We start from the raw sequence: 12,778 nt of genomic DNA, 5'->3' as shown, positions 1-12,778 counted from the left end.
AACGCTAAAACGGCGGAGGGTCGGCGTTCCTGACCCGTCCCGTTGGACTCTTCCAGGCGAGCCGGCCGTTCGTGTCCCGTTCGAGCGACCATTTTCCCTCGTGTTTGAGCCGATGATGATGTCGGCACAGATGTGCAAGGTTGTCGACGGCGGTCGTGCCACCCGACGCCCAGGCGACGGTGTGATCGAGATCGCAGCGCCTGGCACTGCGCCCGCAGCCGGGAAAGACGCAGCCACCGTCACGGACGCCCAACCAGCGCTTCAGGTCGGCGGGAACCCTATAACTCGTGCGATCGACATTGAGCACCGTTCCATTGACCGGGTGGGTGAGGATCCGGGTGAATGACGGCGCGTGCCCGGCGATCCGACGGGCCGTGGCCGCGTCGATCGGGCCATACCCTTCCAGCAGGGCAGGCTCCTCGGAGCGGCCCAGAAGGGTCAGAACGGGAACGGTCACCGCCACGCTCACGCCGACCCCAGTAGGCGAGGCGGTGACACCGCCCAGAAGGTCGGCCGCGACGTCGGCTCTCAGCTGGGCAAGAGTCCTGCTCTCCTCGGGTCGCTCCGCCAGCTCGGGTCGCTCCGCCAGCTCGGGTCGCTCCGCCAGCACGGCGGCGAAGTGGTCGAGTCGAGCCATCGCCTGCCGCGCAGCAAACGCCGGCAGATACGCCGTGAGGTAGGCCATTCCATCGAGATCGGCGTCGACCCAGACGCCCCGCTGTTCCGCGGCGTGCGCATGGCGGTTCGAGAGCGAAAGGCTGTGCACCTGTTCTCGCACCGCGCGTGCTTTCGATCGGAAGGCGCCGGGCGTGAGATTTCGAGCGGCATCGGCGAGCCGCTCGTCGAAGGCGGCCAACGCCTCGGGCGCATCACCGGGCAACGAGCCGGCCAGTCTGGCCGCTGTTGCCGCATTCGCCACCGAGACGTCGCCCTCGTGGAAACGCGCCCAGATCGTCGGGGTGCGGTGTCGGAGTGTGTCGGCCTGGTGTGCACGGTTGCGCACGGCCTGCTCGGACACGTTCAGCCGAATCGCGAGGTCGGCCGCAGCGGACCGCTCCGCGAACTCGGAAATCTCCCTCTCGCTCCCCCGCACACTCGGTCCGACGAAAAGCCGCGGGTGCTCCCTCGCCTCCCGCAACGTCTCGCTCAGGGCCGCCCACTGATCGGCGGCCACACGGTTGGCCGCGTGCGAGGCGACCTCCGCGCGGGCGATGGCAAACTCTGCACGCACCAACGCGGATCGGGGGTCGAGTGGGCGGATCTCCTCCATGCAGCTAGTCAAGCAGGGACCACCGACATCCCACGCGCCAGCCCATGCCCTCGTGTTTGGCCCGCTGTCATCGATGCGACCGTCCCGGTCGTGTAGGTCGCACAAGGCGTCCAGCGGTCACGCGCCGGGTTTGACCTGCGAGATCTTGGCCAGCAGTCCGTTGATGAAACCAGCGGAGTCGTCGGTCGATAGCACGGTCGCGGCCTCGACGGCCTCTGAGATGGCGACGCCATCCGGTACTTCGTCGTTGTGCAGGATCTCCCAGATGCCGATGCGCAGCAAGGCGCGGTCGACGGCGGGCATGCGGTGCAAGGTCCATCCCTGCGCGTAGGTCTCGATGAGCTCGTCGATCTCCGTCTGGTGGTCGACGACGCCATCGACGATTTCACGCGCGTAGAGCCACGAGGACTCACGCTGCGGCTCGTTGACGGCGCGCTCCGCCTCGGCCGCAAGCGACTCGGCGATGGTGATCCGACGGACATCCGCAGAGTACAGAACGTCGAGCGCGCGTTTGCGGGCCTTGGTGCGAGCGCTCAAAGGCCTGCTCTTCTCGGTCGGCTGATCGGCGCCCTGGGCGTCATGAGTCCTGATTTCACGAGCACGGGCTAGTCGTTGACTCGGCCCAGGTAGTCGCCCGTGCGCGTGTCGACCTTGACCTTGGTGCCGGCTTCCAGGAACAGCGGAACCTGGATCTCGTAACCGGTCTCGACCGTCGCGGGCTTCGTGCCGCCGGTCGAGCGGTCGCCCTGCAGACCGGGCTCTGTGTAGGTGATCTCGAGGACGACGGACGCCGGAAGCTCGACGTAGAGCGGGTTGCCGTTGTTGAGCGCGACCGTGACGGCCTGGTTCTCGAGCAGGAAGTTCGCCGCGTCGCCGACGATCGCCGCGGGGATGCTCACCTGGTCGTAGTCGGTGGCATCCATGAACACGAAGGAGTCGCCGTCGGCGTAGAGGTAGGTGAAGTCGCGGCGATCGACGTTCTCGGTCTCGATCTTGGCACCGGCGTTGTAGGTCTTGTCGACGACCTTGCCCGTCATGACGTTCTTCATCTTGGTCCGCACGAAGGCACCGCCCTTGCCCGGCTTGACATGCTGGAACTCGATCACGGTCCAGAGCTGTCCATCGATCTTGAGCACGACGCCGTTCTTGATGTCTGCGGTAGAAGCCATAGAGATGTGATCCGTTCGGTTGATGCGGTGCGAGTTGAGAACGCCGCCCGGCCATTCACGCTGCTTCTGCGCAGGCTCGAGCATATTGTGCGCGCTCAGGAAGTTTAGCGGTCAGGCCGCTGATCGCAGAATGTGGTCGACGGCCAAACGGTAGGAGTCGAAGCCGAGACCGGCGATGACACCCGTCGCCACCCCGCTGATGACGCTCGTGTGCCGGAACGTCTCACGGGCGTGCGGATTGGAGATGTGCACCTCGATGAGCTGCAGCCCGGCCTTGGTGACGAGAGCCGCCGCATCCCGCAGAGCGTAGCTGTAGTGTGTGAACGCGGCCGGGTTGAGCACCACAGAAGTGCGCGAGTCGACGGCCCCGTGCAGCCAGCGCACGAGCTCGGCCTCGTCGTCGGTCTGCCGCAGTTCTATCGCGACGTTGTCCGGCACGGATGCGGCGAGCATCGCGCGAAGATCGTCGAGGCTCGCGGAACCGTACACATCGGGCTCACGGGAGCCGAGCCGGCCGAGATTGGGGCCGTTCAGCACGAGAACAGTCGTCATAGGCATCGAGCCTAGCTTCCGATCTCCTGGTAGGCGGCGAACAGCAGCGACGTCTCCGGCCCGGCGAGGACGCTCGGGCGAGCGAGATCGTCCAGCACGATGAAGCGCAGCATGCTCCCGCGGGTCTTCTTGTCGCGCTGCATGGTGGCGAGGAGCGTGTTCCAACGTCCGACGGGGTAGCTCACCGGGAGGGAGAGCGACTCGAGGATGCGCCGGTGCCTGTCGACGATCTCGTCGGAGAGCGAACCCGTGAGGCGTCCGAGCTCCGCCGCGAACACCATGCCCACCGAGATCGCGGCGCCGTGGCGCCATTGATAGCGTTCCGTATGCTCGATCGCATGGCCCAGAGTGTGGCCGTAATTGAGGATCTCCCGCAGGCCCTGTTCGGTGAAGTCCTCGCCGACGACCCGCGCTTTCATGTCGATCGCCAACTCGACGACGCGGCGGAACTGCTGCTGCGTCGGATCGGTCGCCGCGTCGACATCCGCTTCGACGATGTCGAGGATCTCAGGGTAGTAGATGAAGCCTGCCTTCACGATCTCTGCGAAGCCCGCGAGGATCTCATTGCGGGGAAGCGTGTCGAGCGTGTCGAGGTCGCACAGCACCGCTGCCGGAGCATAGAACGCACCGACAAGGTTCTTGCCCTCGTTCGTGTTGATGCCGGTCTTGCCTCCGACGGCAGCATCGACCATCCCGAGCACGGAGGTCGGTGCCTGGATCAGCTTCACCCCGCGCAACCAGGTGGCCGCGACGAATCCCGCGAGGTCGGTGACCGCTCCGCCGCCGAAGCCGATCACGGCATCGCTGCGGGTGAAGTCGGCCTGGCCCATGATCTGCCAGCAGAACGCCGCGACCTCCACCCGTTTTCCGGTCTCGGCGTCGGGAACCTCTGCGAGCAGCACCTCATAGCGTCCGAGCAAGCTCTCGCGCATGGCTACGGCCTTCGCTCCGAGGGTGGCGGTGTGCACGATGAGCACCTTGGCGACTCCGGCGCCGAGATGTTCTGCGATGCTGTCGAGGAGGCCCCGCCCGACGAGGACGTCGTAGCCGGGCTCACCCACAACGCTGATGATCGTCGTGGCCTCGCTCACGATCTCCCCCTCACCCAGGCCACGATGTCGTCGGCGATGGCCGCGATCGGTCGCGACGAGGTGTCGAATCTGACATCGGCGAGCGACTCGTAGACCGGCATTCGCTCATCGAGGATGCGCTGCCACCGTTCCGTTGCCTCGGACCGCGATTCGGCGTCGAGCAACGGACGGCCAGAGCCGCTGAGACGGCGTTGAACGGCCTCGGCTGACACCGTCAGCAGGACGACGGACGCCTCGGCCAGATCGGCCTGCGTCCCCACGTGCAGTACCGCTCCCCCTCCAAGCGAGACGACGGCCTCCTCCGCGAGCGCCTCGACGACGGCCTCGCGCTCGAGCACCCGAAAGTAGTCCTCACCCTCCCGATCGAAGATCTCAGAGATCGGCCCGTTCTGCACGGCGATGCGTTTGTCGGTGTCGATGAACGGCAGTTCGAGCACCCGCGCCACCCGACGACCGATCTTCGTCTTGCCAGCGGCCATCGGGCCGATGATGACGAGCGGGAAGAGAGGCTCTGCCGCGTCAGCCGACGGCATGACCCGAACGACCGGTCTTGAGACTCCCTGGGATGTTCTCGAGGTACGACACGAGATTGCGCCTCGTCTCGGTCACGGAATCCCCGCCGAACTTCTCGAGCACCGCGTTGGCGAGGGTGAGCGCGACCATCGCCTCGGCGACGACGCCTGCGGCCGGAACGGCGCAGACATCCGAACGTTGATGGTGCGCGGGGGCGGCCTCGCTCGTCGCGACGTCCACGGTGCGCAGCGCGTGCGGGATCGTGGCGATGGGCTTCATTCCTGCTCGCACGCGCAGGACCGTGCCCGTGCTCATGCCGCCTTCTGTTCCGCCGGCTCTGTCGCTCGAGCGGGTGATCTCGTCGTCGGCCATGAAGAGCTCGTCGTGCGCTTCGGAACCGCGGCGGGTGGTCGTGAGAAAGCCGTCGCCGACCTCAACGCCCTTGATGGCCTGGATGCCCATGAGCGCTCCGGCGAGCTGGGAGTCGAGCCGACGATCCCAGTGCACATGCGAACCCAGGCCCGGCGGAAGCCCATAGGCCAGCACCTCGACGACACCGCCGAGCGTGTCGCCGTCCTTGTGGGCCGCGTCCACCTCTGCGACCATGAGGGCACTCGTCGCCTCGTCGAAGCACCGCAGGGGGTCGGCGTCCAGTCGCTCGACATCGTCCGGCAACGGAAGCGGGCTGCCTTCCGGAACGCGAACAGGGCCGATCGAGAGAGTATGACTGACAAGGCGGATGCCCAGTTCGGCCAGGAACGCCCGGGCGACGGCGCCGAGCGCTACTCTGGCGGCGGTCTCACGAGCGCTGGCTCGCTCGAGCACAGGTCGCGCCTCGTCAAAGCCGTACTTCTGCATGCCGACGAGGTCGGCGTGACCGGGGCGGGGGCGGGTGAGCGGAGCGCCGCGACCGCGCGACAGCGCCGTGGAGTCGACCGGGTCAGGGTTCATCACGTCGACCCACTTGGGCCATTCGGTGTTGCCGATGCGCAGGGCGACCGGGCTGCCGAGAGTGAGGCCATGCCGCACGCCACCGGAGATATCGAGCTCGTCCTGCTCGAACTTCATCCGCGCCCCACGACCGTAGCCGAGCTTGCGGCGAGCGAGATCGGCACGGATGCCGTCACGGGTGACCGGGGTTCCGGCGGGGAGACCCTCGAGCACGGCGATGAGTTCCGGACCGTGGGATTCTCCGGCAGTGAGCCAACGAAGCATGCTCACCATCCTTCCACAGCCTCGGCGGTCAGCGATTCGCGCATGGCGGCAAGCACGGCCACCTCGTTCGGCAACGCTTGGAAGGAGTCGCCCGACACGAAGATCCGCACCTGCAACAGGGCCTGATGCAGCAGCATCCCCAACCCGGACACCACAACACCCCCGGCATCCTGCCAGTCGCGGGCGAGCTCACTTGGCCAGGGCTCGTAGGCGACATCGAGCAGCACCGACGCGGCGCGCAGCTCGGCAGGGAAGACGACGCCCGTTTCCGTTCCGCCCGGCAGTGTGCTGATCACGAGCTGGGGAGCGAGGGGCGGCTCGCCCGCCGCCGCGAGGCTCCCGATGCTCACGATGAGCCCGAGCTCATGGCCGAGTCCCACCAGGGTGCCGGCCTTGCTCGGCGCGCGCATCGAGACCTGTACGCTCTCGGCCCCCAGCTCGGCCGCAGCGGCGAGTGCAGAGGCCGCCGTCGCGCCGCCGCCGAGAATCTGCACGTGATCGACCCGAGTCGTGCCGGTCTCGGCGAGCGAGCGCACGATTCCCGAGACGTCCGTGTTGAAACCATGGAGCGTTCGCGCCCGTCCCGTCCCCTGGAACAGCACGGTGTTGACGCCGCCCGTGAGTCGCGCCATGCGGTCCGTCTCGTGCAGCACGGGCAGCACGGCCTGCTTGAGCGGCATCGTCAGGGAGAGGCCACGCCAGTCGTCGTCGAGTCCGCCGATGAAGGCGGGAAGACGCTCGGACGAGACCTCGACCGCCGAGTACTCCCAAGGCAGCCCGAGCACGGCGTAGGCCGCCGCATGCAGTCGCGGCGATCGGGAGTGCGCGATCGGCGAGCCGAGCACCGCAAGGCGGTCACCGGTGATCGTCGCGCCGTCCTCGGTCGTGTCCTGGTCAACCATATTCAGGGTGCTGGCCCATCCACTCGAGCCACTTCGCCACCGCGGCGTCATGCTCCTCCGAGGTCGTCGAGAAGATCGTCTCACCCGTGTCGAGATTCCACGTCACGAAGAAGAGCCACGAACCGTCCGCCGGATGCAGCGCCGCGTCGATCGCGAGGTCGCCAGGGTTGGAGATCGGTCCGACCGGCAATCCCGTGTGCACGTAGGTGTTGTAGGCGTTTCCGGCATCGGCACGCTCCGCATCCGTCGTCTTGACGCGGTGCGCGTTCCCGGTGCCGTAAGCGACGGTCGCGTCCGATTGCAGCAGCCCGCTGTCCCACTGGCTCGGGTCGAGGCGGTTGAGGAAGACCCGGGAGACTTTGTAGTAGTCCTCTCGTATGCCTGCCTCCTTCTGAATGAGCGAGGCGAGCACGATCGTCTTCCACCGGTCTTCCGGTGCGACCCCGGCCTGGTCCAGCGCCTGGAACTGGCGATCGACGAGGGTCTTGATCGCGTCGTGGGCTGTCGTGCCTGGAAGGAAGATGTACGTCGCGGGGAAGAGGAATCCCTCGAGACTCGTGGCCTCGGCCGGGAGTCCGAATGATGCGACATCCGCTGCCACAGCTTGGACCTCTTCGAGCGGAAGCCCCGTTCCCTCCGCGAGACTCGCCAGTGCGTCGGCCGCGACCTCGCCCTCGCGGACCAGCACGGCGTTCTCGAGCTTGTTCGCGGGATCCCTCAGAGCGGCGAGCGCATCCCTGGCACTCATCTTTTCGGCGAGTCTATACACACCGGGGTGGAAGACGGGTGGTGTGGCCTGTTTCACCAGCAGATCGTAGAACGCTTCGAACGACTTCGTGACGCCGGCTTCGACGAGGGTCCTGGCGATGTCCTCACCGATCTCGCCCTCGGCGATTGTCACCTCGACCTGCCCCGTTCCGGCGCCCTCGTAGTCCTCGGGACCTAGGGCCGCGGTGAAGAGCCGCTGCAACGGTCCCTGTACGGCGAAGTACCCGCCGACCATGAGGCCGATGACGACCAGCAGGACGATGAGGCAGCCCCAGGGGCCCTTGCGCCTCTTCTCGCGCGGCGGGTAGGCGACCGCGGCATGGGCGCGTCGTTCCACGCGTGTCGCGGTCGGTCCCGTCGAGAATGTCGTCTGGCCGGTTCGCTGCGTCGCCGACTCTCCTGTGATCAGAGCGGAGATGGGATCGGCAGCCGGGCCGGTCGGCAGCGGCCCTTGCGCCGGCGCCGCGGCACGGCCCGCCCGTTCGGCCTCGCGTGCCGCACGCCGCGAGAGAGGCGCTCCCGGGATCGGGCCGGAACCGACGGCTGTCGGCTCGCCCTGCTCACGGGGCGAAAGATGCGACACTGTCAAGATCCTTCATTCGGGTTGACGGCTGAACCGGGTGGTTTGCCCGAAGCACGCTCGGTGTCGAGAGCATGCTGCAATATGATAACCGCCGCAACCTGGTCGATGACTGGGCGATGCGCCTTCGCCTTCTTTCCGGACGACCGCAGGGCCGACTGAGCGGTCACCGTCGACAATCTCTCATCGACGAGCCTCACAGGAACGGGAACGACACGCTGGAGGCTTTCGGCGAACCCGGTGGCATCCGCCGTCGAAGCCGTGTGCGAGCCGGAGAGGGCAAGCGGCAGGCCGACGATGATCTCGATCGCTTCGAGCTCTCGGCATACCGCGGCAATCCTGGTCACGTCGACCGCCGCGCCGCGCCGATCGCGCTGGACCGTCTCGACGGGCGTCGCCAGCATGCCGCGCGAGTCGCACCGGGCGAGTCCGATCCTGGCGGTGCCGACGTCGACACCCAGCCTCACCCCGTGACGCACGCCAAATACCGCTACGCCGCCGACCGCACGGCCGCGTTCACGGCCGCGAGGGCATTGGGGATGGCGGAGAGGTCGGAGCCGCCGCCCTGCGCGAGGTCGTCTTTGCCGCCGCCTCCGCCGCCGAGGATGCTCGCCATCGTGCGCGCGAGCTCGCCGGCTTTGATACCCGCGTCGCGAGCACCCTGATTCGTCGCGGTGATCGCGACGGGCTTGCCGCCGACCTCGGCCGCGAGCGCGATAACGGCAGGAGCCGAGCCGAGTCGCTCGCGCACGGTCGTGACGAGCATCCGCAGCTCGTCGGGCGAACCGAGGGAGCCGAGGGATTCAGCCACGAGCGTCACAGGCCCAGCATCGCTCGCCTTCCCGAGGAGCGTCGGCACACGGTCGGTCAGCGCGCGTGCCTCGTACGCCGCGATCTTCTTCTCTGCGGCCTTGAGGTTGAGCACGAGCTCGCCGACGCGGTCCGCGAGCTTCTCACGTGGCGTCTTGAGACTCGAGGTGAGCTGCGAGACGAGGGCGCGCTCGGCCGTGAGATCGCGGAACGCCTCGATACCGACGAGCGACTCGACGCGGCGATTGGTGGAACCGACGGACGACTCGCTCACGAGGTTGATCATGCCGATCTCGGCACTCGTCGAAACATGCGTGCCCGCACAGAGCTCGCGCGACCAGGGGCCCCCGATGTCGACGACCCGCACGATGTCTCCGTACTTTTCGCCGAAGAGCGCCATCGCGCCGAGAGAGCGTGCCTCGTCGAGAGGCATCTCCCTGGTCACGACCTCGAGGTTGTCGCGGATCGCATTGTTCGAGATCTCCTCGATCTCGCTGCGGGTCTCGGCCGACAGCCCCTGATTCCAGGAGAAGTCGAGTCGCAGATAGCCTGCTTTGTTGTAAGAGCCGGACTGGTGCGCGTTGGGGCCAAGCACCTGGCGAAGAGCCGCATGGATGATGTGGGTGCCGGAGTGCGCCTGGCGGGCACCGCGCCGCCAGTCCTCGTCGACGACACTCGTGGCGGCATCGCCTACTCCGACCTCGCCGAAGCGCACCTGTACGCGATGGCTGATGAGGCCCTTCACAGGCTTCTGGACATCCAGCACCTCGAGCTCATAGCCGGGTCCAACGATGAGACCGGAATCCGCCTCTTGACCACCGGCCTCAGCGTAGAGGGCGGTCTCCGCGAGGATGACCTCCGCGATCTCCCCCGCGACGGCGCTCACGACGGACTGCCCGTCGACGATGAGGCCGAGCACGGTCGACTCGGTCTGCAACAGCTCGTAGCCCGTGAACACGGTCTCGCCCCTGGCACGAAATGCGCTGTACACCGAGAGATCCGCGAGAGCCGTCTTCTTGGCCTTTGCGTCGGCCTTCGCCCGTGCCCGCTGCTCGGCCATGAGGGTGTCGAAAGCCGTCCGATCCACCGAGAGACCGGCCTCCTCGGCGACCTCGAGCGTAAGGTCGATCGGGAACCCATAGGTATCGTGCAGCAGGAACGCCGTGCCACCCGGGAGCTGTGCCCTGTCCTCCCGCTTGGTCTTGGCCACAGCCAGGTCGAGCACCGTGGTGCCGGCGGCGAGGGTTCGCAAGAACGCCTCCTCCTCTCCGTACGCACTCTGGCTGATGCGGTCGTAGTCGGACTTGACTTCGGGATAGGCCGAACTCATCGCGTCCCGCGACGCGGAGAAGAGCTCGGGGAAGGTCGCGGTGTCGACGCCCAGCAGACGCATGGCGCGCACGCTGCGACGCATGAGCCGACGCAGGATGTATCCGCGCCCTTCGTTCGATGGGGTGACCCCGTCGCCCAGCAGCATGAGCGAGGAACGCACGTGGTCTGCGATGACGCGCATGCGCACGTCATCGTCGTGATCGGCACCGTAGCGGCGGCCGGAGAGCTCGGCAGCACGGTCGAGCACAGGACGCACCTGGTCGATCTCGTACATGTTCTCGACGTCCTGCTTGAGGAACGCGACACGCTCGAGCCCCATGCCGGTGTCGATGTTCTTCTTCGGCAGTTCTCGCACGACGCGGAAATCGGTCTTGCTGCGCACCTCGTCGAGCAGGTACTGCATGAAGACGAGGTTCCAGATCTCGACGTAGCGGTCGTCGTCGGTCGCCGGACCGCCGTCGATGCCGTAGGCAGGACCGCGATCGAAGAAGATCTCCGAGCAAGGCCCGCCCGGACCGGCCTGGCCGGTATGCCAGTAGTTCGTGTCCTTGTCGAGGGCCTGGATGCGCTCGCTCGGAAGACCCGCGATCCGCTTCCACAGTTCGATGGCCTCGTCGTCCTCCTTGTAGACCGTGACCCACAGGTCCTTCTCGTCGAAGCCGTAGCCCCCTTCGGACTCGCTCGAAGTGAGGAGCTCCCATGCGTACGCGATCGCATGCTCTTTGAAGTAGTCGCCGAAGGAGAAATTGCCGTTCATCTGGAAGAAGGTGCCGTGGCGCGGCGTCTTGCCGACCTCGTCGATGTCATTGGTTCTGATGCACTTCTGCACGCTCGTCGCCCGCGGATACGGAGCGGGAACGAGACCGGTGAGATAGGGCACGAACGGCACCATGCCGGCAACGGTGAAGAGCAGGGTGGGGTCGTCGCTGACGAGAGAGGCGGATGGCACGACGGTATGGCCGCGCTCCGCGAAGAAGTCGAGCCAGCGCCGACGAATTTCAGCAGTCTGCATGGGTTCCGTACTACGAGTGATGGTGTCGCCGAGCGGACGACGAGTGGCTAGTTCTTGCCCAGGTCGTCGACGGCGTCCTCCGTATCGCCGATGGCGGAGCGAAGCTCGGCCTCACGTTTGTGGTAGCTGTCGGCGACGGCGGCCCCGAACTCTTTCGCCTTCGCGTCGAGGTTGCCGAAGAACTGTTTGCCTTGCTGGGTCTTGTCGACCCGGTGGGCAAGGACGAATCCGGCAGCGACGCCGACTATCAGCCAAAACACGCTCTTCATTACAGTGCTCCCTGAGGTTTCCGGTGGTTCAGTTCAACAGTATCGGTTCGACGGCGGGGTTCGACGGCGGGGTTCGGCGGGCACGGCTCAGCGACGGCGCGATCCGCGGGGTTTGCTCGGTTCCGCGGCACGGAATACGGCCTTCACCCCGGCGGTGAAGCCTGCGAGCTTGATGAGCGGACCACCGACGGTCGCCGCGAAGAGCGCGACGAGCGCCGATACATTGCCCGTCACATCCGCGACGTTGCTCGTGATGATGTCGACACGGGCGAGTTGCTTGTTCGTCTCCCGCACGGTGACGGTTGTCTCTTCGAGAAGAGGGGTGACGTTCTCGGCGGTCGCTCTGATGGCCGCGCGGGTCTCGTCGAGCACCCCACCGAGCTTGACGAGCGGGATGGCGAGCAGGCCGACGAGCACGGCGAACACGCCGGCCGCGATCAGACCCGCGATGTCTCCACCCGACATGAACAAACACCATCCATTCCGTGTACAGCATGCATTGATTGACTGCAAAGGGCGGACCATCCGAGGATGATCCGCCCTCCAGCGTAGTTCAGATGCTTACGCAGGCACAGATCTAGCGGGCCGCGTAGTACTCGACGACGAGCTGGACTTCACAGGTCACGGGGACCTCTGCACGCTTCGGGCGGCGCGCGAGTCGCGCCTGGAGCTTGTCGAGCTCGACCTCAAGGTAGCCGGGGGTCTTGGGCAGGACATCGACGTGTCCGCCTGCTGCGGCGACCTGGAAGGGCTCGGTGCTCTCGCTGCGAGCCTTGACGTGGATGAGCTGTCCCGGCTTCACGCGGAAAGATGGGCGGTCGACGAGCTGGCCGTCGACGAGAATGTGACGGTGCACGACCATCTGCCGGGCCTGCGCGGTGGTGCGGGCGAAACCGGCGCGGAGCACGAGGGCGTCGAGGCGCATCTCGAGGAGTTCGACCAGGTTCTCACCGGTCAGTCCCTGGGTGCGGCGGGCCTCCTCGAAGGCGATCTTCAACTGCTTCTCACGGATGCCGTACTGGGCGCGCAGACGCTGCTTCTCACGCAGACGAACGGCGTAGTCCGAATCGGCCTTGCGCTTGGTGCGACCGTGCTCACCGGGAGCGTATGGGCGCTTCTCGAGGTATTTGGCCGCCTTCGGGGTGAGAGCGATGCCAAGGGAACGCGAGAGACGGGTCTTGCTGCGGGTACGTGACTTCGTAGACACGGTTTCCTTTCGAAATGGAACTCAAACGATGCATGACCGGCACGCACGAATGCACGCCGGGAAAGTAAGAGGGGCTCGCCACGGGGAT

Annotated in this window: 14 protein-coding genes; all 14 read right to left on the bottom strand. The window is 66.5% G+C overall.

Annotated features, from left to right (window positions below):
• Nucleotides 1-4: 4 nt before the first annotated feature.
• The 14 genes from ACFQB0_RS04910 to rpsD all read right to left on the bottom strand — a co-directional run bounded on the left by ACFQB0_RS04910 (nt 5) and on the right by rpsD (nt 12,690).
• Nucleotides 5-1,270: an HNH endonuclease signature motif containing protein gene (locus ACFQB0_RS04910; protein ID WP_386728286.1), complete on the bottom strand. Its 1,266-nt coding sequence runs from the start codon at nt 1,268-1,270 to the stop codon at nt 5-7.
• A 117-nt stretch (nt 1,271-1,387) separates the two neighbouring features.
• Complete coding sequence (nusB, locus tag ACFQB0_RS04905; protein WP_386728283.1) at nt 1,388-1,807, bottom strand: transcription antitermination factor NusB; 420 nt, start codon at nt 1,805-1,807, stop codon at nt 1,388-1,390.
• A gap of 68 nt (nt 1,808-1,875) precedes the next feature.
• Complete coding sequence (efp, locus tag ACFQB0_RS04900; RefSeq protein WP_386728280.1) at nt 1,876-2,439, bottom strand: elongation factor P; 564 nt, start codon at nt 2,437-2,439, stop codon at nt 1,876-1,878.
• 111 nt (nt 2,440-2,550) lie between these two features.
• Nucleotides 2,551-2,991 (bottom strand): type II 3-dehydroquinate dehydratase, encoded by a 441-nt coding sequence (locus tag ACFQB0_RS04895; protein WP_386728277.1) that lies wholly within the window; start codon nt 2,989-2,991, stop codon nt 2,551-2,553.
• An 11-nt stretch (nt 2,992-3,002) separates the two neighbouring features.
• Complete coding sequence (gene aroB, locus ACFQB0_RS04890; RefSeq protein ID WP_386728274.1) at nt 3,003-4,082, bottom strand: 3-dehydroquinate synthase; 1,080 nt, start codon at nt 4,080-4,082, stop codon at nt 3,003-3,005.
• Nucleotides 4,079-4,615: a shikimate kinase gene (locus ACFQB0_RS04885; protein ID WP_386728271.1), complete on the bottom strand. Its 537-nt coding sequence runs from the start codon at nt 4,613-4,615 to the stop codon at nt 4,079-4,081. Before ACFQB0_RS04885 ends, aroB begins: the two co-directional genes overlap by 4 nt.
• Nucleotides 4,602-5,810, bottom strand: coding sequence for a chorismate synthase (aroC, locus tag ACFQB0_RS04880; RefSeq protein WP_386728269.1), 1,209 nt, complete (start codon nt 5,808-5,810; stop codon nt 4,602-4,604). Before aroC ends, ACFQB0_RS04885 begins: the two co-directional genes overlap by 14 nt.
• 2 nt (nt 5,811-5,812) lie before the next feature.
• Nucleotides 5,813-6,712 (bottom strand): shikimate dehydrogenase, encoded by a 900-nt coding sequence (locus ACFQB0_RS04875; RefSeq protein WP_386728266.1) that lies wholly within the window; start codon nt 6,710-6,712, stop codon nt 5,813-5,815.
• Nucleotides 6,705-8,063 (bottom strand): endolytic transglycosylase MltG, encoded by a 1,359-nt coding sequence (gene mltG / locus ACFQB0_RS04870; protein WP_386728263.1) that lies wholly within the window; start codon nt 8,061-8,063, stop codon nt 6,705-6,707. Before mltG ends, ACFQB0_RS04875 begins: the two co-directional genes overlap by 8 nt.
• Nucleotides 8,064-8,065: 2 nt before the next feature.
• Nucleotides 8,066-8,539: a Holliday junction resolvase RuvX gene (gene ruvX, locus ACFQB0_RS04865; RefSeq protein WP_386728259.1), complete on the bottom strand. Its 474-nt coding sequence runs from the start codon at nt 8,537-8,539 to the stop codon at nt 8,066-8,068.
• Nucleotides 8,540-8,550: 11 nt separating this feature from the next.
• Nucleotides 8,551-11,214: an alanine--tRNA ligase gene (alaS, locus tag ACFQB0_RS04860; protein WP_386728257.1), complete on the bottom strand. Its 2,664-nt coding sequence runs from the start codon at nt 11,212-11,214 to the stop codon at nt 8,551-8,553.
• 47 nt (nt 11,215-11,261) lie between these two features.
• A complete protein-coding gene (locus ACFQB0_RS04855; RefSeq protein ID WP_386728254.1) occupies nt 11,262-11,483 on the bottom strand; it encodes a hypothetical protein in 222 nt (73 codons plus the stop codon).
• An 87-nt stretch (nt 11,484-11,570) separates the two neighbouring features.
• Nucleotides 11,571-11,948: a DUF948 domain-containing protein gene (locus ACFQB0_RS04850; protein ID WP_386728252.1), complete on the bottom strand. Its 378-nt coding sequence runs from the start codon at nt 11,946-11,948 to the stop codon at nt 11,571-11,573.
• 112 nt (nt 11,949-12,060) lie between these two features.
• Complete coding sequence (rpsD, locus tag ACFQB0_RS04845; RefSeq protein ID WP_386728250.1) at nt 12,061-12,690, bottom strand: 30S ribosomal protein S4; 630 nt, start codon at nt 12,688-12,690, stop codon at nt 12,061-12,063.
• Nucleotides 12,691-12,778: the final 88 nt, after the last annotated feature.

The organism is Luethyella okanaganae (genome assembly GCF_042660285.1).
GTDB lineage: Bacteria > Actinomycetota > Actinomycetes > Actinomycetales > Microbacteriaceae > Luethyella > Luethyella okanaganae.
The sequence above is the reverse complement of the archived record's forward strand: the minus strand, read 5'-3'. Positions and strand labels throughout refer to the sequence as shown.

Excerpts from the sequence above, each read along its gene's own strand:
- ACFQB0_RS04855 (WP_386728254.1), bottom strand. The coding sequence starts at position 11,483 with ATGAAGAGCGTGTTTTGGCTGATAGTCGGCGTCGCTGCCGGATTCGTC.
- alaS (WP_386728257.1), bottom strand. The coding sequence starts at position 11,214 with ATGCAGACTGCTGAAATTCGTCGGCGCTGGCTCGACTTCTTCGCGGAG.
- aroC (WP_386728269.1), bottom strand. The coding sequence starts at position 5,810 with ATGCTTCGTTGGCTCACTGCCGGAGAATCCCACGGTCCGGAACTCATC.
- ACFQB0_RS04895 (WP_386728277.1), bottom strand. The coding sequence starts at position 2,991 with ATGACGACTGTTCTCGTGCTGAACGGCCCCAATCTCGGCCGGCTCGGC.
- efp (WP_386728280.1), bottom strand. The coding sequence starts at position 2,439 with ATGGCTTCTACCGCAGACATCAAGAACGGCGTCGTGCTCAAGATCGAT.
- ACFQB0_RS04875 (WP_386728266.1), bottom strand. The coding sequence starts at position 6,712 with ATGGTTGACCAGGACACGACCGAGGACGGCGCGACGATCACCGGTGAC.
- ACFQB0_RS04885 (WP_386728271.1), bottom strand. The coding sequence starts at position 4,615 with ATGCCGTCGGCTGACGCGGCAGAGCCTCTCTTCCCGCTCGTCATCATC.
- ACFQB0_RS04910 (WP_386728286.1), bottom strand. The coding sequence starts at position 1,270 with ATGGAGGAGATCCGCCCACTCGACCCCCGATCCGCGTTGGTGCGTGCA.
- ACFQB0_RS04850 (WP_386728252.1), bottom strand. The coding sequence starts at position 11,948 with ATGTCGGGTGGAGACATCGCGGGTCTGATCGCGGCCGGCGTGTTCGCC.